14 protein-coding genes are annotated in these 18795 nt (G+C 42.8%); 1 reads left to right on the top strand and 13 read right to left on the bottom strand.

The genetic code is table 11. The features are described from left to right. Window positions 1-10: 10 nt before the first annotated feature. The 8 genes from ACESR9_RS04175 to ACESR9_RS04140 form a co-directional block, all read right to left on the bottom strand. Window positions 11-2218, bottom strand: a complete 2208-nt coding sequence (locus tag ACESR9_RS04175; RefSeq protein WP_247923494.1) for a hypothetical protein — start codon at window positions 2216-2218, stop codon at window positions 11-13. Between the two features lie 10 nt (window positions 2219-2228). Further along, complete coding sequence (locus ACESR9_RS04170) at window positions 2229-2594, bottom strand: hypothetical protein (protein ID WP_247923495.1); 366 nt, start codon at window positions 2592-2594, stop codon at window positions 2229-2231. Continuing rightward, complete coding sequence (gene essC / locus ACESR9_RS04165) at window positions 2591-7015, bottom strand: type VII secretion protein EssC (protein ID WP_373105698.1); 4425 nt, start codon at window positions 7013-7015, stop codon at window positions 2591-2593. Before essC ends, ACESR9_RS04170 begins: the two co-directional genes overlap by 4 nt. A gap of 3 nt (window positions 7016-7018) precedes the next feature. Continuing rightward, a complete protein-coding gene (gene essB / locus ACESR9_RS04160) occupies window positions 7019-8308 on the bottom strand; it encodes a type VII secretion protein EssB (protein WP_049491012.1) in 1290 nt (429 codons plus the stop codon). 1 nt (window position 8309) lies between these two features. Next, on the bottom strand, window positions 8310-8552 hold the full coding sequence (locus tag ACESR9_RS04155; protein ID WP_003013697.1) for an EsaB/YukD family protein: 243 nt from the start codon (window positions 8550-8552) through the stop codon (window positions 8310-8312). Then, entirely contained in the window at window positions 8553-9008 is a 456-nt protein-coding gene (essA, locus tag ACESR9_RS04150) for a type VII secretion protein EssA (protein ID WP_045759059.1), read from the bottom strand. After that, on the bottom strand, window positions 9005-12028 hold the full coding sequence (gene esaA, locus ACESR9_RS04145; protein WP_373105697.1) for a type VII secretion protein EsaA: 3024 nt from the start codon (window positions 12026-12028) through the stop codon (window positions 9005-9007). Before esaA ends, essA begins: the two co-directional genes overlap by 4 nt. Window positions 12029-12159: 131 nt before the next feature. Further along, a complete protein-coding gene (locus tag ACESR9_RS04140) occupies window positions 12160-12447 on the bottom strand; it encodes a WXG100 family type VII secretion target (protein ID WP_003016069.1) in 288 nt (95 codons plus the stop codon). Between the two features lie 477 nt (window positions 12448-12924). On the opposite strand from ACESR9_RS04140, the gene ACESR9_RS04135 reads away from it, so the two are divergent. Next, entirely contained in the window at window positions 12925-13485 is a 561-nt protein-coding gene (locus ACESR9_RS04135; protein ID WP_031576579.1) for a hypothetical protein, read from the top strand. A 54-nt stretch (window positions 13486-13539) separates the two neighbouring features. On the opposite strand, the gene ACESR9_RS04130 is transcribed toward ACESR9_RS04135, so the two are convergent. The 5 genes from ACESR9_RS04130 to yajC form a co-directional block, all read right to left on the bottom strand. After that, window positions 13540-15390, bottom strand: coding sequence for a proline--tRNA ligase (locus ACESR9_RS04130; protein ID WP_373105696.1), 1851 nt, complete (start codon window positions 15388-15390; stop codon window positions 13540-13542). 15 nt (window positions 15391-15405) lie between these two features. Continuing rightward, window positions 15406-16665, bottom strand: coding sequence for an RIP metalloprotease RseP (rseP, locus tag ACESR9_RS04125; protein WP_021154371.1), 1260 nt, complete (start codon window positions 16663-16665; stop codon window positions 15406-15408). A gap of 36 nt (window positions 16666-16701) precedes the next feature. After that, window positions 16702-17505: a phosphatidate cytidylyltransferase gene (locus ACESR9_RS04120; RefSeq protein WP_023919527.1), complete on the bottom strand. Its 804-nt coding sequence runs from the start codon at window positions 17503-17505 to the stop codon at window positions 16702-16704. Between the two features lie 9 nt (window positions 17506-17514). After that, entirely contained in the window at window positions 17515-18264 is a 750-nt protein-coding gene (uppS, locus tag ACESR9_RS04115; RefSeq protein ID WP_003009971.1) for an undecaprenyl pyrophosphate synthase, read from the bottom strand. A 154-nt stretch (window positions 18265-18418) separates the two neighbouring features. Beyond that, window positions 18419-18745 (bottom strand): preprotein translocase subunit YajC, encoded by a 327-nt coding sequence (yajC, locus tag ACESR9_RS04110; protein WP_003004444.1) that lies wholly within the window; start codon window positions 18743-18745, stop codon window positions 18419-18421. Between the last annotated feature and the right edge of the window lie 50 nt (window positions 18746-18795).

Raw genomic sequence — 18795 nt, 5'->3', positions numbered from 1 at the left:
CTCTATTTGCTTAATTATGAACTTCTTCCATGCTAAATTTATCTTCAAAATAAAATTTCATTTGAGACCATGAATCTCCACCTAAATTCGATACAATACTATTAAATTTCTCTAATTGATCTGCTGTCATACTTTCCAAAGTTAAGCCAGATGCTTCTTCACCACCTCTAGCATAAGCAATAACATTTGCGTAATCCTCTTTTTGTTTTTCTGTAAATGAGTTCTCAATTGAATTATCTAAATCCTTCTGAGTGAATTTATTTTTCGGTGAATCAATATAACCAGTTAAACCTGTGGTATTCAAATCATTAGCTCTCAAAGATGCAGTAAAATCGTAGTATTGCCCCATTCTACCTTTAGCTATCGTTCCATTCCCCTTTTCAGATAAACTCCAACCTCCATAATCTAGAATATTATGCATCATTGTTTCTTTTGCTTTTTCAGTTTCTTTATCTATTTCATTTATTTTAGATTGGTAATTCATATAACCTTTAAAAATATCAGAAGCACCCGAACTCAGTTTACCCCAATGCCCCCAAGCTTTATCAAACTTACTATCTGGAAGTGATTCACCTGTTGTTCTCTTATAATACTTTTTAAACTCGTCTCTTCCAGACTTTATAGTTTTTGTCATATTAGACTGAACTCCATTAATATCACTGTCTTCAAGGGCTGAGTGTGCCGTTTTTATAACTGATGCTGCAGTTGAACCAAATGGAAGAAATGAAATTACTGTTTCACTAATTGAACCAAGCAATGTTAAACTAAATTTTTCTTTTGCAGCTTTTCTTTCATCTATTAGATTATTCAAATGTTCACTATACTCAGAAGCTTGCATTCCAGAATTTGTAAACTCAGTTGTTGAAATATACTCCTTGTAATCTCCACCCCATTTATAATCAGTATTTTTAAAATCAAAGTTCCTCTCTTTTTCATACTCACTCATACTCATCTGAACACTAATCGGAGAGGTGCGAACTCCTGTTTCAGTTTTTATTTTAAATTGACCATTACTTTCTTCAATAGTAGCAATCTTTCTATATAAATGAGTTTCCGCAGATTGTGAATTAGGGTGAACCTCGACTTTTTTCCAATTCCCTACTCCTAGTACTTGTAAAGAACTCAACAATGATATACTTCTGTTAATTGAACTCAACTGTAATTGATGAGCGTTCAACATATTTTGATATATTTCTAATGCGTTATTATATTCTTCCATTTCTTCAGGAGTTGCATTTTCTGGTTTTTTCGGCTTTTGCATATACCAAGAGGTCATTTGAGCAATTTTCATTTCGCCTATTTTATCTTCTGCTTCCAAAATATAATTTTCGAAAGTTTGATTACGCTCAACCGAGTAGTCTCCCAGAGCACTAATAAAGTGTTGCCATTTTTTTAGATCCTCCCTAGTTGTCCAATGATTTTGTATATCTGCAATAACTGTATACATATCATAAGAAATTGTTTCTGGATCTATTTTTAAAACATCTCCTGGTGTATCACCTAACATCGTTAGTAAAATTTGATTATCCTTCTTCGACTTAAGGACATCTAAATAGAACATTTGTTCAGCAGTAAGTTCTCCATTCGCAATAGCTTCAAAAATTGTTGAACTCGAAATATCGGAAAAGTATATTGCATTATTTAAGATACCCTGGAAGCTCTTTATTGCAGCAGTCTCGTCTTCAAGATTTTTTGTAAATTTACTATAGGCTTCTTGTACCGCCTTATCTTTTTCAATTCGTTTAGTAGCCGCCTTCTCTAAATCTGTCGTAGCTGTATTAAGAGCCCCTTCTGTATTATGTGGAGAATTTCCCATAGCATCCGCAGCCTGTTTAAAAGCCCCATCTAAATCTTTGGATAGATTGAAAATATCATTTGTTTGTGCTCCTTTAAGTAGGCTTGATAAATCATTCGCTCCCGTATCGCTACTATAACACTTATCAACAAACTCTGTCGCTCTAATTTCACTAACATACGTTGTTACAACTTCCCCATATTTTTTAATGGCAGAAGGTAACTCAGAGAATACTTGACTCTGTATATTATTTAATTTTTCAAAGTAAGCTTTTATCGCCTCTCCTTTACTATCACTACCAGCTTTATCAGTAAAATTGCGATACAGAGCATTGGTTTCTACTTCATACTTATCAGAAAAGTCTTTTATATTCTTTCCATATGACTCTAATTCTGAAATATTATTAATTTTAACTTCAGTCATACTCTCCTCCTTAATCTCTTAAAAAACTGAGTTGTTTTTGCAATGATTCCAACAAATAGCTATTACTACTTATAATAGTATTTTCTTGTTTAATAGCTTGTTCTAACTCATTTGATACAGTATCCCGTACTTTTTTAAAATCTGTATTTGCCTGAGTAACAACTTGTTTTTCATCAGTAGCCATCACATCATATGGAGCGCCATATAAATTATAGGAGTCTTTTATGCTTTCTGCATTTTCGGGAATATACTTCAACGCAATCTCTATCGTATCTACTTTGCTCTTAGCGGCTAGTAGTTTTTTTAATTTCTCCCTTGAGGCACTTAAAACTGAATTAATTTCACTTATTTGTATTAAAATATTTGATCCACTCATATTGACTCCTTATCTACTAAAACCTTAATTTTATTCAAGGTATTTTGTCTAATATAATAATGCTCTTGGTAGCCTAGTTGCCCTTCTCTAATTGGTTTATTGACTGCTGTAACAATGGTCTGGTCTGTGTATCGAAGACCTAAAAGAACCTGTGATATTTTCTTCACTTCTTTTGTTACAGGATCATAACGGCTAGAAATACCTGAATCACTCATAATTACAGAACTGTAACCTACACGATAGCCTTTTTCTAATACACTGATTAATTTTTGCTGTGTTACTGAATCTAAACCATCTACAAAATGTGCAAAATCAAGGATAATGATTTTAACTACGTGATCTGTCAATCGTTTACCTAGTCTCTCAGAAACCTTTAATGCTAATCCGCCAATCATATCCATTACATCTTCTTTTGAACTTAATACTTCTATATTTTCTATTTTAGGTAAGAAATTATGTTCAGGTGCGAATACAACTAACTTCTCTTGATGTTTTTGACCATACTGGATTAATTGTTTTAGCAGATTTGTCATTTGACTTTCTTTACTTGTTAAATAAAGTAAGTTTGATAAATCAGGATCCCATGTCACAGGTTCAACTGTTTCCAGATCCAGTCCGAGAGGTACTTTGCCTCCATCCAGCAAGGCCGCTACATCCTCACGTCCGTAGAAGGCTGCTTCTGTCAACTCATCTGGCACCATTGGGATGCCTGCTGGGGTGCGGCCTGTCCACATTTCTTTGAGGCTTTGGACTTGATCGCGGAGGTTGTTGATGATTTGGATATCATTGTCTCCTGCGACTGGCAGGGCGAACTGGACGACATCGACTTCGTCACGCTTCATGAGCGCGCGTCCCTTGATGTCTTCCATCGTAGACGCCAGTGGGGTTGCTCCTACGATACCGCGGACTTCAGAGATATCATTTTGTGGCAAGGTCAGCTGGTGTTTGAAGTTTGAATAGAGCTGAGCACGTAGGTTGTTCTGACGGCTAGCTGTGATGATCAGGTGCACACCGATGCTGAGACCTTCACGGGAGATCCGCATGAAGAGCTTGAAGAGGTCTGTCTCATAAGGCTCGTCCTTCATAGACTCATAGCTATCCATGAGGATGACCATGGTTGGCTCTTGCTTACCGGTCACTTCACGGTAGAGGGCGATGGTGCCGACACCATGCTCAGACAGGAGCTTCTTGCGACGATCCAACTCGCGGTTGATGATCCGGATGAATTTCTGGATTTTCTCCGTCTGATCCAGCAAGAGGCTATCGGCCACATGTGGCAATTGAGTCAGGGGCGCTAAACCATTGGTTCCGAAATCCAGCAGATACATGGTCAGATTTTCTGGACTCTGCTTGCGAGCCAGATCCATTGCGGCAGTCTGGAGGAAAGTGGTCTTTCCTGTACCTGGACTTCCGTAAAGGAGGATATTCCCATCTTTTGACAGATCGATAGCGACTGCTTCTTGCTTTTGCGCTTGTGGGATATCGGCTACCCCGATCAGGACGCTTGGAGCTGTCCGTTTTTGCCAAGCCTCGATTGGCACGACCTTTTCCAACTCATCCAGCGTAATCCGCTCTTTGAGGGGTGGCAACCATGGTTGGGCCACAGCTGCGATACCTTCTTGTTGATGCAAGTGGTTGATTTCTTGCACGATGACATCCAGCTCTGTTGGCACTTCCTTGATTTCTTCTGCCATATCCAGACCGGAGAGGTCTTGATTGAGGACTTCGTATTGGCCCAGTTCATTGATCAAGTAGATAGTATGGTCTTCGATCCCTAGCTGGTCCTTTTCAGGCTGGTAGTCTGCTCCAGACCAAGCGGTTTGGAAGAGTTCATAGACTTCGTTGTTCCCCACTTGGAGGTAGGCACGACCGGTCTGAGTGATCTCAGCTGCATCTGCTGTCCGCAGCATCTCCATAGAGTCGCCACGGTCTGCCACCTTGAGGGCTAGCTTGAAGCGGGAGTTGGACCAGATCTGGTCATCCACGACCCCAGAAGGTTTTTGCGTCGCAAGGATCAAGTGTACCCCGAGGGAACGCCCGACACGCGCGATAGAGACCAATTCCTTGATGAAGTCTGGTTGGTTGACCTTGAGTTCGGCGAACTCATCACTGATCAAGAAGAGGTGAGGAAGCGGTTCAGTCGCTTCACCGAGTTTAAATTTCTTTTGGTATTGGTTGATATGGTTAACCCCATATTGACCAAAGAGGCGTTCCCGACGATGGATCTCCGCATTGATAGAGGCTAGGGCCCGCATGGACTGGGCACCATCCAAGTTGGTGATGGTTCCAAGCAAGTGAGGCAGATCCTTGAAGAGGTTGGCCATTCCCCCACCCTTGTAGTCGATGAGGAGGAAAGCCACATCGTGTGGGTGGAAGTTGACAGCAAGGCTCAGGATATAAGACTGAATGGTTTCAGACTTACCAGAACCTGTTGTCCCTGCGATCAAACCGTGGGGGCCGTGAGCTTTTTCATGGAGATTGAGGTAGACCAAATCGTCCTTCCCGCGCAGACCGATCGGAACAGCCAAACTTTGGTAAGGGGCATGGCTCTCCCAACGACTCAAGACCTTGAGGTCATTGAAGGTCTCTGCCTGGTACATTTCAAGGAAGGTCACCGAGTCCGGAATTGAGCTCTTGAGTTGTTGGATATGCTTCAGTGGAGCAAGGCCACGCGAGATGGCTTCCTTGTCATAACCTTCAGGGAAGTGATCCAATTGGAAGTCAAGCTCCCGAAGGACCCCTTCTTGCAAGAGCAATTGCCCTTGGTTGCGGTCCTTGATAGAGATAACGGTTTGGATATTTTCAGAAAGAGATGAGAGCACGTCTGCCACATAGATGATGGAGCAGCCGAGCTCTGTCGGATCCTCACGGAAGAACTCCATGATGACATGGTCCAAAATCAAGGTCTCATCGGTGATGAGGACCACATAATGAGGGTGGAAGATCTTGGTGTCATTGGCTTTTTCTTCCTCTTTTTGCGCCTTGCGGAGCTTGAGGATTTGGTTGAGACTGTTCAAGACCTGATCGCGTGTCCGCTGATTGTAGACAAAGCTACGGACATTCATGTCTTGCAGAGTTGCATGGGGCAACCAGCGCATCCAATCCCAGCTTTCTTTTTCCTCTTCTGGAATGATCGGAATAATGGTCAGATCATGGTAAGAGTGAAAAACAGCCAATTGAGCAACGAGGAGCTGCAACTGTTCTAGCACGATAGGGCGAGGACCGACATACCCTACAGGTCCCCGATTAAGGCTAGCTACAATCGGAAGATTGTCGATCTTTTGGTGAGCTTGGAAAAGAGCGTAGCCTTCTTCTTCCAAGGCATCTTTCTTCCCACTGCGTTCTTCCTGACCATATTTAAGCTCATAGCTGGTTGGAACCTTGCCCAATCCCAAACGATAGGCCAAAAAGTCAAAATGAAGCGGTGTTTTTTCGTAGATCCGCGAGTCATAGCGTTTGACCATCTTAGTCAAGTCTTCGATCGCTGGGAAATGGTAAAACATGCCTTCTCGCTGCTTCCGAGATAGCTGTTCCAAGTCCTTGGCCTTGTCCTTGAGATAGAGATGGTAGAGCTCCACGCGCTCTTTCTTGTCTTCTTTGTATTTCTTACGATTCTTGAAGAAGCCTTGGACCGAAAAGATCACACTGACCACAGACATGGATACCGTCGCGATGATATAGAGCCCCCGCGGTTGGAAAATGGTGATCAAGAGGGTCACCCCAACCATGATGAGGGGTGGCATGATCAACTTCAAGAGTTCATCTGATGGCTTTTGAGGCTCCGCTCCCGGAGGATTGATCAAGATCTTGTCTTCCGAACTCCGGTAGATGATCCGCGGAGACCGGTGGTACTCTGGATAGTCCTTGTAAAAGTCGTAACGCGAATGCAAACGCGGCACTAGATAAGGACTTACTTCTACAGCCCCTTCCACGCCAAATTCTTCCGGATAGAGCTTAAAGGTCACATCTCCAATGGCCAGCTCATCCCCAAAGTCCAGTGGAAAAGTCGCTTCACTGACGAGTTTGTGGTTATGGTAGAGTTTTCCGGATAAGAGCTGGCAAGTCCAAGTCTGCTCTTTTTTCACAAGGAGAAAGCGTACTGGATAGTGCAAGCGCACATCCGCACCCTTTTCATCTGCTACAAGGATCTCTTCCTTGTCTAGCAGTTCATAGGTATGGACTTCTCCTGTCGCCAAGTAGCAGACCACATCCCCAAGGATCTTGCTATTTTCAAGCACACCCTTGTCTTCACCATACTGGTAGAAGATTTCTCCTTGACTCCATTGGAAATGAAGGGGATTTTCTTGCGAAGCCAGGGTCAACTGAGCTGTTTCTTGATTCGATACAGTCGCTGTTTTTCCCTCTTCTAGCGCTAGCTCATAGCGAAAACCTTTTTTATAGAGTATGATACGTTTTTTCATAGACTACTCCTTGTGGTCGCTAGACTCAGTCGAGCTTGCAGTTGTAGAAGACGAGCTTTCTGTTGAGGAACCTTCTGTAGACGAAGCCGTTGTTGAGCTGCTAGTGGAAGCTTTGGTTTCATCTGTCTCTGCTTCCAAGAGTTTAGAGCGGGCATCCCAGTATTTCTTGTATTCGCCCTCTAGCTCAGAGAGTTTCTTCTCGCGCTGTTCACCAGAGAGTTTTTCGCTATCACGTGTCGCCTTGATTTCTTTACGAAGGGCATAGATGATCAAGTCTGAATCGTCGATCCGCTTGGCTGTATCCAGCGCTTGGGTAAAGTCATGACGGCCGATATAGATCCAGTAGTGGAGATAGAGACTGTCTGATTTGAGCGTGACGTTGTTGAGGATGACCTTCTTTTGGTCCTCTGAGAAATTCAAGCCTTGCAAGTAAGACGTCGCCAACTCGTATTTCTGTGTCGTTGGAAGACTGCTTGGAGCCACTCCCTCCAACTCATCGATCACACCGGTGTAGTCTACTTTAAGAAAAGCAGTATCCGCTTGAAGCAACTTTTCTTTAAAGGGGGCTTGGAAAAAGACCAAATAAATCAAGGGCAAGAGTAAGAGGGCCACTACAGCTGAAAGCCATACTGTTGCCAACTTAAAGATTCGGTGTTGACGACTTGAAACCAAGGTCAAGGTCTTCTCTTCCTCTTCCTTGCGTTCTTGGTAGGCTTTCTCTAAGAGAGCTTTCATCTCTTCTAAGCTAGCAGCATCACGGATTTCTACCAAGAAATCAGGCAGATCTTCTAATTCGAGCGTGCCTTGATAGAGCTCCATGAAATCCCAGTCCCCAAAAAGAGTGACCGCATAACACTTGGCCTGGCGCAAGAATTCAACCTGATCCCACTTGCGTGGCACCATCATTCCCGGCACCCCGCGATAAGCGATCTTGACTTGCGCATCCTTGGTCACAAACAAATTGATAGGATGCAACATAAAGGTCACCGGAAGCTCCAAGGCTGGCGCCAAATCCAAGACATTGATAGCTAGACGCAGACGGTCTGAAACCGGTAATGCCTGGATTTCTTCTGCACTCAAGCCTAGCGCGTCTGTCTGATAGGTCAGATGAATCTGGTCTTGATCCGCTGTCATGCTTTGCTCTAAAAACAAGGGATGATGGAGATCCAAAATCCATAAATTGCGTAAATCCTGGCTATCCACTTCTGAACGCTTGAGGTCCAGCCGCCAGCTCGTTTCTTCTTTTTCAAAACGGAAGACTTGTTCTTCCAGTGTAAATTGTTCTTCTTTCACCTTACCACTCCTCAATCTCGATCAGATCACCACTCGTGATCGGATACTCTTGTACCACCTTGCCTTCATCCAGCAAGATGCCTTTATTTACCACGCGCAACTGATACTTGCTTCTAGGTTCCATGGCAGACCCAAAGATCTGATCCAATTCCCGAATCAAGCGTCGCACCTCCATCCGCGTTGGGATTCGGAGGTCATGGCTTGCACCATTCATACGGAAGGTGACATTGATATGTTGGTCCATTTAGGCCTCTTTTCTATAGATTCGATAGGAAATATAGCCAGCAATCCCAAAGAGAAGAGCACTCCAAGCCAGCATTTGCAAGGCTGGAATAAAATCCGACAAGCTGGCCGAATTGTCCTCCACATTGGACTCGAATTTAGATAATTTTTGATTTTCAGGCTGGAACAGGTCCGCTTCAGGCCCCGTTTTTTTCTTTCCCTTTATAGCAGAAAACAACTGGCCGTCTGAATCGGTCAATTGTTTCTCTTGCTTGCGTTTTTCATCTGCTAATTTTTTCTGATCCTTCTCATTGAAAAGAGACTCAGTCGCATCCAATTGGCCCCCAAGTGTCTTTTCCTGCTCGGTCTCAAGACGTGAGTTGTTGACCTGCAGACGATTATCAATAAAATCATCTGCAGAAACAACAGCTACTGGTAAGAGACTAAAGACAAAGAGAAGATACATCATTTTTTTCATAAGCTTGATTCAATTTCCTTTGTTTGAGTAAACTTCTTAGGAATGAAGATATTGGCAAGGGCCAAAAGGCCGAAGAAGACCAACAATCCGAAGAAGACGCCGATACCGGCTGTTTGTCCATCAAAGTAACCCGCAAACTGTCCTTCTAAAATAGAAAGGAGGTTGACATTTTTCACCAGTGCTGGAAGGCCTGACAAGGTCGCGGTCGTTCCGATCGCGCTTGATAGGTAGACATAGCTGATCAACATGAAGAAGGCCAGTCCCATTCCAATCACACGGAAGTGTTTCAAAAGAAGGTATTGTAGTTGTACCAAGACAAAGCTTGCTAGAACCGCTAAGAACACCCATGAAGGTACATATTCACGACCAACAGAGAGTTGAATACTTGAAATCATTCCGATCACCAGTCCAAGGATGAGAGAAAGTCCCACAAGGACACCGACAGACAAGAGATCTGATTCTTGCAAACGATCCAATTTGAAACGATCCTTAACCTTGCGAATGATTGGTTGAGTCGCAAAGAGATAAGCTGTAAAGAGACTCAAGACTTCCAACATAAAGATCCAGATAAATGGACGGTAGACGTTGATAGTCGCTTTCACAGAAGAAGATTTCTCTGCAACTGGATTTGACAAGAAGTCGAGCAAGACTTCATTCGGCACTCCGTTTTCATAGGCATTGTTGAAGACCTTACGGAAGGCTTCGACGAAGTTCCCATTTTCAGACAATTCCTTGTCGAATTCACCCATCAAGCTCTCTGCATTGCTAGACAATTTCTCTGTATTGCCTTGGGCTTTTTCCAATTCTTTGTTCAATTGGCTAAAGATTTCATTGGTAGAGTTAGCAGCTTCTACATTGCTACGAGATGAGCTCTTAACGCCTTCTGTCGAGCTCAATAATGACGTGTATTCAGAACCAAGAGCTGACAAATCTGCATCGGTCTTGGTTTGAGCCTGTGTCACTGTTTCCTGCGCTTTTGAGATCTCTTCTAGGCGTCTTTGAAGGTCTGCATACTGCTTCAATTGATCGTTGATATTTTGGGTTAGATCCTTGTTGGTGTTTTCGATTGCTTGAAGATTTGCCTGCAATTGTGGTCCCAAGTCTTGCAACTGTTTAAGGGTACCATCTAACTGGGCTTTCACACTCTTCGTTGCATCCCCAGATTCATCCGTTTCAATACTCTTACGGTAGTCCTTCATGTTACTTGAAACGGCAGCCTTCACGACATCGACCAAAGCATTTGTCAAATCCATATCTTCGATCGGATCATAGAGCGAATGACGATCTCCCTTGTCATCTTTTGGATAGTAAGCATCGATCAATGCTCCCGCGCGTTGATAATCCAGGGCGATTTCACTAGCTTTCGATGCATAGTTAGCGACAGCTGTTTTCAAGTCTTCTGCAGATACAGTCACACTGGTTGAAGAAACTCCATTCACAAGGACTTCAACATCAATCGCGCTTGGCATAGCTCCTCCATCTTCAACAAGGTGAATTTGAATTTGTTTGCCATCTTTCAGTTCGACTTCCTGCTCGCCGCTACCTGCATAAGTATGTCCATCATAGGTCCAAGTATCAACCTTGACTCCTGCTGGCACTTGGATGCTAACCTTCTGTTTTCCAGATTTAGCATTGAGGACATCCGCAACTGCCGTTGATTTGGCATCCACTTCTGCAGCCAATCGTTTTAATTCATCGGCATTCCCTTTTGCTTGCGCCTTCGTTCCAGCAAAAGCACTATCAAAATTAATCGCTGCGTTGAGATTCCCATACTTATTCAGATTAAGACTAGCAGGGTCTAAAGACGGAAGTTTTTCAATCGCTTGACGAATGTCATCATCCGCTTTATCTCGAGCCTTACTGATAGTTTCGATTTTTGGTTTTCCAAGCAAGGTACGAAGAGTGACTTTGTCTCCTTCTTTTAGACCATAGTAGTCAAGGATCTTCGTTTTTACAGAAGACTCGATGTTCTTTTCGTGCTCATCTAATTTGTCGCGTTCTGCCTTGATCCCTTTTTCGAGGTCTGCCACACGATCATTCACATCTTTTGTCAAGCCTGCATAGGTCTTGGTCCCTGAAGCATCTCCTTCTGTTTCAGTTGGTTGACTTAATTGTTTGGTAATTGCTTCTTGGTTTTGTTGTAGATTCTTATACAACTCTTGGGTCTTTTCACTGACAACAGACTGGTTCATAGACATCAGCTGGTTCATGAACTCTTCATGGCTGATCTTATCCTCAGAGCGTTGCTTGATCAATGTGTCGAAGTTTTGACCGTACTGATCCTGAGATTGGGTCAATTGATCAAAAGCCTGTGTATAAGACTCAAGGACTGTCTTCAAGGCATTATTCGACTCGACAGAAGACGTAGACAAGCTATAGAGACTTGGAAAGATATTCTTGGAATCCAAGGCCGAATCCAGCAAGTTGCTTCGGTATGAACCAATGTTGGTCGATTGGATTTTGTTACTTGTTTCCACGTTCTTCTGAGCTGTATAAAGGTTGCTCAAAATGCTAACCATATACATATCAACCAACTGGCTATTCAAGTCTGAAACAATATCTTTAGCGACTTTATTGGCCTCGTTTTCAACCTGAGAATTTCCAGCCGCATTGACCTTATACGTCACCGTTGTCTTCTCTGCATTAACCGCGTTCACTTCCAAGACCTTCTCTGAGAAGTCACTTGGAATGACAATCATCAATTGGTACTTGCCATCTGCAAGCCCTGACTCAGCGGCTCCACGAGGGAGTACAGACCAGTTTTGTGAATTATCCCGTTCGATATTCTTTACATAGCTAGCCCCAAGGTTGTATTCTTTATCATTCAGTTTGACCGCCTTGTCTTCATTGACAACCGCAATGTTGAGCTTGGTGTTTTCTGTCGTTTGCACGGTCTTGGCTTCGTTTTGCTTTTGGTCCTTTTGAACCGTCGTATAAAGACCCACTACAGATCCCATCAAAAGGAGCACAACCGCACTCTGACCGATGTATTTTAACCATTTTTTATTTTTAACTTCCATACCTTTTCCTTTTTCTAATTCATAGATACAAAATAGGGGTTAGGAATTAAGAATCTAACCCCTATTTTCTATATATCAAAAGACAAAAGGGTGATCTACCTACAAGAAGTAAGATCACCTCCAAGACTATCTTAGTGGATTTGTGCAGCGATATCTTGGTCAGTTTGTTCAACGATATCAGCAACTTTGATCAATTGACCGTTGATGTCTTCCAACAATTGAGCGAATTGTTTGATTTTTGGAGACAATTCGTTGAATTGTGCTTCAAAGCTATCAAATGCAGATCCATCCCAGTTTGCGTCGATGACTTGTTGTTCATGAGTCAAAGTAGTAAGGATTTGATCGATTTCTTGAGAACCTTGTGCATAACGTTGTGCTGAAGCACGTAGGTCTTCTGGAGTTAATTTAATTTGAGCCATATTTTTCTCCTTTTGGGCTGATACCCTTATATTTTTTTCATAAACAATACATTTTAGTACGAATTAGTAAAATGCCAGATAACTGTATATTTTACCTTTTTCTCCCTGTTTGTATTATTTACTTAAAAATATCTTAATGAAATATTGCCAGAATGTCAAGTTTAGAGGGCTAACTGATAAAACATTGTAACTTTGTTACAATTGTGTAACATTTTGTCATAAATCTGTAATATATTTTCTGAATTCCTTGCCCCAGTAGTCTCCAACTAGTATTATTTCTGAGAAGAAAAGAAGACACTCTGTCCTTTTATACTAACTCAACACATAGATAAAAATTGTTGATTTTAGGTGTTTTTAAAAGCAAATTTTGAAGATTTTTGTATATTTTTTCATTTTTAAAACTTTTATGGTATAATGAAACCTGTTCAAAACTTGTTTCATACAAGATCGAACACCATTAACCTATAAGGAGTTTCTATGAAAAAAATATTATTGACCTCTATCTGCCTCCTAGCCCTCACTGCATGTAGCCAGGGCCAAGCAGAAAAAGGAAAAGCTTCAACAACATCTAGCCAAAGCACTTCCCAAGTGAAAAAAGAAAAAGAAGAGAACGTTCGAACCAAAACTTTCTCCACAGAACTTAACGATCACCATCAAAACAAAATTCAAATCGGCTACAAAAAAGATGAAATTGTCTCTTTTACTTTTCTTAGTTTTGAACCCATTTCCTCAGATTTGCAAGACATGGATCTTTCCGAGTTAAAGGAAATCTACCAAGAAGAATTAGAACATAGCGATATCTATAAAAGCTTAAATGGCAAGCCTGGTCTTAGCTTCCGCATTCAAATTTCGAAAGATAAACAATCCTATGCCAAGGTCTTACAAGCTGACTTCTCAAAAATCAAGAAAGATGAGTTTGCTTCCATCTACGGGGATCAAGGGGAGGAAGAAACAGCTGAGTTCAAGAAATACCTCAATGGCAAACCTCAAGATCTCTTTACCTATTTCAAAGATCAAGGCCTTAAAGAAGAAAAATAAAAAGAGCTTCCTGAGTTTCATCACCACACTGGTGAGAGCTCAGAAAGCTTTTTCTTATTTGTTCAAGATTGAAAGAGTTTCAAGGAGATTGTCCGCATGAACTTCGATGGTATCTCCTGTCGCTTTGATTTTCACTTCAACGATGCCTTCAGCTGCTTTTTTACCAACTGTTACGCGGATTGGAAGTCCGATCAAATCACTATCGCTGAATTTGACACCAGCGCGTTCATTTCGGTCATCCACCAAGACTTCGTAGCCTTTATTCACCAAGGCTTCTTCGATCCGATCGGTCAAAGCAAGACTCGCTTCATCCTTGACATTGACTGGAATCAAGTGCACATCAAATGGCGCCAATTCTTTAGGGAAGTTAATTCCCCAAGCGTAACGGTACTCCCCTTTTGGAGTCTTATTGACAAAGAGTCGTGCATGTTGCTCCATAACGGCTGAAAGAAGACGGCTGACACCGATTCCGTAGCATCCCATGATGATTGGAACCGCACGACCGTTTTCGTCCAAGACATCTGCTCCCATGCTAGCGGAGTAGCGTGTGCCGAGTTTGAAAATGTGACCGATTTCGATCCCACGTGCAAAGTTCAAGACTCCTTTCCCATCTGGTGAGATTTCGCCTTCACGAACTTCACGGATATCAACGTATTCTGCAGTAAAGTCACGTCCTGGGTTGACACCAGTCAAGTGGTAGCCTGTTTCATTGGCACCGACTACTGCATTGCGGCTGTCTTGGACCTTGCGGTCTGCGATAATCTTAACATTTTCAGGAAGATCTACTGGACCGAGAGAGCCAAAATCAGCTCCCAATAATTCTTTCACTTCCACTTCGGTTGCAGGTTCAAAGAAGTCTGCGCCGAGGTGGTTTTTCAACTTCACTTCATTGAGCTGATCATTACCTACGAGAAGGGCAACAACAGGCTCACCATCTGCGATGTAAACCAAAGTCTTGATAGTAGCTTCTTCTGGAACATTCAAGAATGCAGCTACTTCATCAATCGATTTGACACCTGGTGTTTCCACGCGTTTCACTTCTTCTTCCGCTACGACACGGTTACTTGGCTTGTATTCGTTAGTAGCCATCTCCAAATTGGCAGCATAGGTTGATTCACTTGAATAGGCAATGGTATCTTCACCAGAGACCATCCATTTGAGCAATTCTGCTTTGATTTCTTCTTGGACTTCTGCGGGGATCTCATCAAAGGAAGCCACTGATTTGTCTAAAACAACCCAACGGCCCAAGTCTGTACGAGCAGGTGTAACAGCCATAAACTCTTGGCTATCTTTTCCGCCCATGGCACCACCATCACCGATGATGGCTTTGTAGTCGATACCACTGCGGGTGAAGATCCGCTCATAAGCTGCCTTGTACTCATCGTAAGTAACGTCCAAGCTATCATAGTTAGCATGGAAGCTATAACCGTCTTTCATGATGAACTCACGGGTCCGAAGAAGACCGTTCCGTGGACGTTTTTCATCGCGGTATTTTGGTTGAATTTGGTAGAGATTCAACGGCAATTGTTTGTAAGATTTTACTGAGTCGCGCACAATAGCGGTAAAGGTTTCTTCGTGAGTTGGACCTAAGATAAAGTCAGAGCCTTCACGGTTTTTCAACTTATAAAGGTCTTCCCCATAAGTTTCGTAACGACCAGATTCACGCCAGAGATCCGCACTCAAAAGGGCTGGAGCTAGCATTTCTACTGCTCCAATTTTTTCGAATTCTTGGCGCATGATGCCTTTTGCTTTTTCAATTACTCGATTTGCTAAGGGCAGATAAGAATAGACACCAGCTGATACTTGGCGAACATAACCTGCACGCAACATCAAAGCATGGCTAATGACTTGGGCATCGCTTGGCATTTCGCGAAGCGTTGGAATCAACATTTTACTTTGTTTCATGGACAATATCCTTTTCTATTTCAAAAATAATTTCATAATATCATTCCAGGTGACAGCAATCATCAAAATAACCATTACAGCTACACCTGCAAGCGTCATATAGGTTTCTACTTCTTGTTTCAGTGGCTTTCTCCGGACAACCTCGATCAAATTGATCAAGATTTTCCCTCCATCCAAAGCCGGAATCGGGATTAGATTGAAGATCCCAATATTAATAGAGAGCATGGCCATAAGAGACAAGACTGCCGGAATTCCTAATTGAGCAGCTTGTGAGCTGGCATTGTAGATAGCAACCGGTCCACCCAGTTTATTGAGACTAAAGTGGAAAATGATATCTTTCAAAGCTCCCAAAATCCGTGTCGCTGTATTCCAGGTATCTGTAAAACCAGACAAGAGTTTATCCACAAATCCTGTCTTGAGGCCATTTGTCACACCCAAATAGTAACGATTCCCTGACTTGGTTGGCTTCACTTTGACTTCTTTTTCTTGGCCGTCTGTCTTGACCTTCAGGGTCAATTCAGGAGCCGTCTTGCTGTCCTTGGTTGCTTTTTCGACAGCATCTGTCAGCTCATCCCAGTTGCTAACGGTATCGTTATTGACTTGAAGGATCTGAACATTGCTTTTAACACCAACCTTAGCTAGCGCCCCATCGGGTGCCACCTGAACATTGTTGCTGTAGTAGTCAATCGCACCACCGCGCATAAAGGCTAAGAGTGAATAGACGACAATACTGAGGATAAAGTTGTTCATAGGACCCGCAAAGTTGGTGATCAACCGTCCCCAAATACTGGCATTCTGATACTGAACATCTCTCGGCGCAATCCGCACTTCTGTCCCATCTTCCTCAACAATAGTCGCATCATGATCGACATCATAAGTCTTGGTCTCATCGAGAACCAAGCCCGTGATTTCTAATTTATCTTCAAAGTCAAACTGGGTAACATTCATGGGAAGGGCTGTCTGATCCAGATTCTTTCCTGAAAGATTGATCCGGACGACCTTACCAGCCTCATTTAGCGTCAAGCTGACAGGCGTTCCGGTTTTAATCTCAGTTGTGTCCTCACCCCAGCCAGCCATACGCACATAGCCACCTAAAGGTAGAATGCGAATCGTATAGGCTGTTCCATCTTGACCAATATGGGCAAAGATCTTTGGACCCATCCCGATCGAGAATTCTCGCACCAGGATGCCCGATTTTTTTGCAAAATAGAAATGACCAAACTCGTGAACGAGAACGATCACTCCAAAAATAACAATAAAGGCAATAAACTGCATCGTTCTATACGTGGTTTCCTTTCTATTTCTTCTGTCTTAGAACAAGCCCAAGAAATGCATCAAGGGAAAGACAAAAATCAAACTATCAAAGCGGTCTAGAACACCACCATGTCCTGGAATAAATTTCCCAGAATCTTTCACACCGAAGTGGCGTTTAATCGCACTCTCTACCAGATCTCCAAACTGACCTGCAATACTAAAGAGGATGGTAAAGAAGATCATCGCAAGAAAACCATGTCCACCCGCCACAGAACGATCCACGATCATATAGATCACAGTTACCGCAACTGCAGACAAGATTCCCCCAAGACTGCCTTCAATCGTTTTATTAGGAGAAACCGCAGGCATAAGCTTGCGTTTCCCAAACCGACTTCCTACCAGATAAGCACCTGAATCTGTAGCCCAGACAATAAAGAGGGCTAACAAAACCTTATCAATACCAGCGATTCGCGCATCTACTAAGGAATGGAAACCAAGTCCAACATAAAAGCTAGACGCAATGGGGTAGACCACATCTTCATAATTGTAATTCTGAGCAAGAACAGTTGTCCCCATGAGAATCAAGACAACCAAACCATAGGCAATCATATTGCCATCTGCTGGAAGGTAAGGGAGGTAGTCCTCGATCGGCAACGTCAGGACGAAGGCCGCTAACATGGCCAGCGCTCCTTCAAAGGTCGCTGTCTCAAGCCCCTTCATCTTGAGCAATTCATGAACCCCTAGCATGGCGATCAAGCCAATCACAATCTGGAAGAACACCCCTCCAACCATTACTGTTGGAATGAAAAAGAGCAGGGCAATTCCTCCAAAAATCACACGTTTTTGTAAATCTTTCGTCATCATCTTCTCCTAAACACCACCAAATCTCCGATGGCGATGGCTATATTCTACTATGGCACTTCGTAGTGCTTCCTCTCCAAAATCTGGCCACATCACATCTGTGAAATACAACTCACTGTAAGCAGCCTGCCAAGGAAGGAAATTACTCAAACGGATCTCTCCGCTGGTACGAATAATCAAATCCGGATCCCTTAGGACACGTGGCAAACTCTCGGTATAGAGAGAATCAGCGATCATCTCTTCTGTGATATCTTCTGGGCTAAACTTCGCATCCAAGACTTCTTGGGCGATCTGCTTCACGGCCTGGGTGATCTCAGCACGTCCACCATAATTGAGCGCGAAATTCAGGATCAAGCCTGTATTGAGATGGGTCATCGCTTCTGCTCTTTCCAAAGCCTCCAGCGTTTCTTTGGGTAATTTCTTGGTATCACCGATCATTTGAATCTTGACATTGTTGCGATGCAATTCGGGGACGAAACGATCATAAAACTCGACCGGCAAGTGCATGATGAACTTGACTTCATCTTCAGGGCGTGTCCAGTTTTCCGTAGAAAAGGCATAGACAGTCAGGACCTGAACCCCCATATTTTTTGCTGCAATGGTCACTTCTTGGAGAGCTTCCATCCCCGCCTTATGACCAAAGACACGCGGTTGCATCCGCTTTTTCGCCCAGCGACCATTGCCATCCATAATGATCCCAATGTGTTTCGGGACTTCTAAAGGTATCTCGATTTTTTCTTTTTTCTTAAAACGAAACATGTTTTTCTACCTATTTCAATATTTATCGCTTCATTATACCATAAATCCCCATAAAATAGGGACTCTGGCCTCTTTTTTGAACCAGCAGGACTTTCCTTCATCACATCGTCCTATTTGCCCACCAAAAAAGAGGCCCTTGCCTCTTCTTTGATGATTATTCTTCGATGGCTGAATCGGCATCTGAGCTAGCACCTTCTGTAGCAGTAGCTGAAATCCCTTCTGATACAGGAAGAACTGTTTTGATCGCTCCCAATTCAAAGGTCAGGTAGACACCATCAACATCCAAGACAACGGTCTTGCGGTCTGTGTCGACTTCATCGATGGTTCCGTACAAGCCACCAATCGTGATGACTTCATTTCCTTTTTGAAGTTTATTCAAACTTTCCATCCGTTTTTGGTACTGTTTCTTTTGGCTACGGCTCATGAAGTACATCAAACCGACCATAAGAACGAGCATAATTAGCAAACTTCCGCCTTGCATATGTTTCTCCTTTAATTTTCATATATGCTATACTATATCAAATTTCGCCC

Origin of the sequence: Streptococcus parasanguinis (assembly GCF_964238605.1) — a bacterium.
GTDB classification, from domain to species: Bacteria; Bacillota; Bacilli; order Lactobacillales; family Streptococcaceae; genus Streptococcus; species Streptococcus parasanguinis_AJ.
This window is presented reverse-complemented; position numbering and strand designations above follow the sequence as displayed.

What these genes read in the sequence shown, in the direction of transcription:
- ACESR9_RS04170 (WP_247923495.1), bottom strand. Translation starts at nt 2,594, where the DNA reads ATGAGTGGATCAAATATTTTAATACAAATAAGTGAAATTAATTCAGTT.
- ACESR9_RS04140 (WP_003016069.1), bottom strand. Translation starts at nt 12,447, where the DNA reads ATGGCTCAAATTAAATTAACTCCAGAAGACCTACGTGCTTCAGCACAA.
- essA (WP_045759059.1), bottom strand. Translation starts at nt 9,008, where the DNA reads ATGAAAAAAATGATGTATCTTCTCTTTGTCTTTAGTCTCTTACCAGTA.
- ACESR9_RS04135 (WP_031576579.1), top strand. Translation starts at nt 12,925, where the DNA reads ATGAAAAAAATATTATTGACCTCTATCTGCCTCCTAGCCCTCACTGCA.
- ACESR9_RS04155 (WP_003013697.1), bottom strand. Translation starts at nt 8,552, where the DNA reads ATGGACCAACATATCAATGTCACCTTCCGTATGAATGGTGCAAGCCAT.
- rseP (WP_021154371.1), bottom strand. Translation starts at nt 16,665, where the DNA reads ATGCAGTTTATTGCCTTTATTGTTATTTTTGGAGTGATCGTTCTCGTT.
- ACESR9_RS04130 (WP_373105696.1), bottom strand. Translation starts at nt 15,390, where the DNA reads ATGAAACAAAGTAAAATGTTGATTCCAACGCTTCGCGAAATGCCAAGC.
- essC (WP_373105698.1), bottom strand. Translation starts at nt 7,015, where the DNA reads ATGAAAAAACGTATCATACTCTATAAAAAAGGTTTTCGCTATGAGCTA.
- ACESR9_RS04175 (WP_247923494.1), bottom strand. Translation starts at nt 2,218, where the DNA reads ATGACTGAAGTTAAAATTAATAATATTTCAGAATTAGAGTCATATGGA.
- esaA (WP_373105697.1), bottom strand. Translation starts at nt 12,028, where the DNA reads ATGGAAGTTAAAAATAAAAAATGGTTAAAATACATCGGTCAGAGTGCG.
- yajC (WP_003004444.1), bottom strand. Translation starts at nt 18,745, where the DNA reads ATGCAAGGCGGAAGTTTGCTAATTATGCTCGTTCTTATGGTCGGTTTG.
- ACESR9_RS04120 (WP_023919527.1), bottom strand. Translation starts at nt 17,505, where the DNA reads ATGACGAAAGATTTACAAAAACGTGTGATTTTTGGAGGAATTGCCCTG.
- uppS (WP_003009971.1), bottom strand. Translation starts at nt 18,264, where the DNA reads ATGTTTCGTTTTAAGAAAAAAGAAAAAATCGAGATACCTTTAGAAGTC.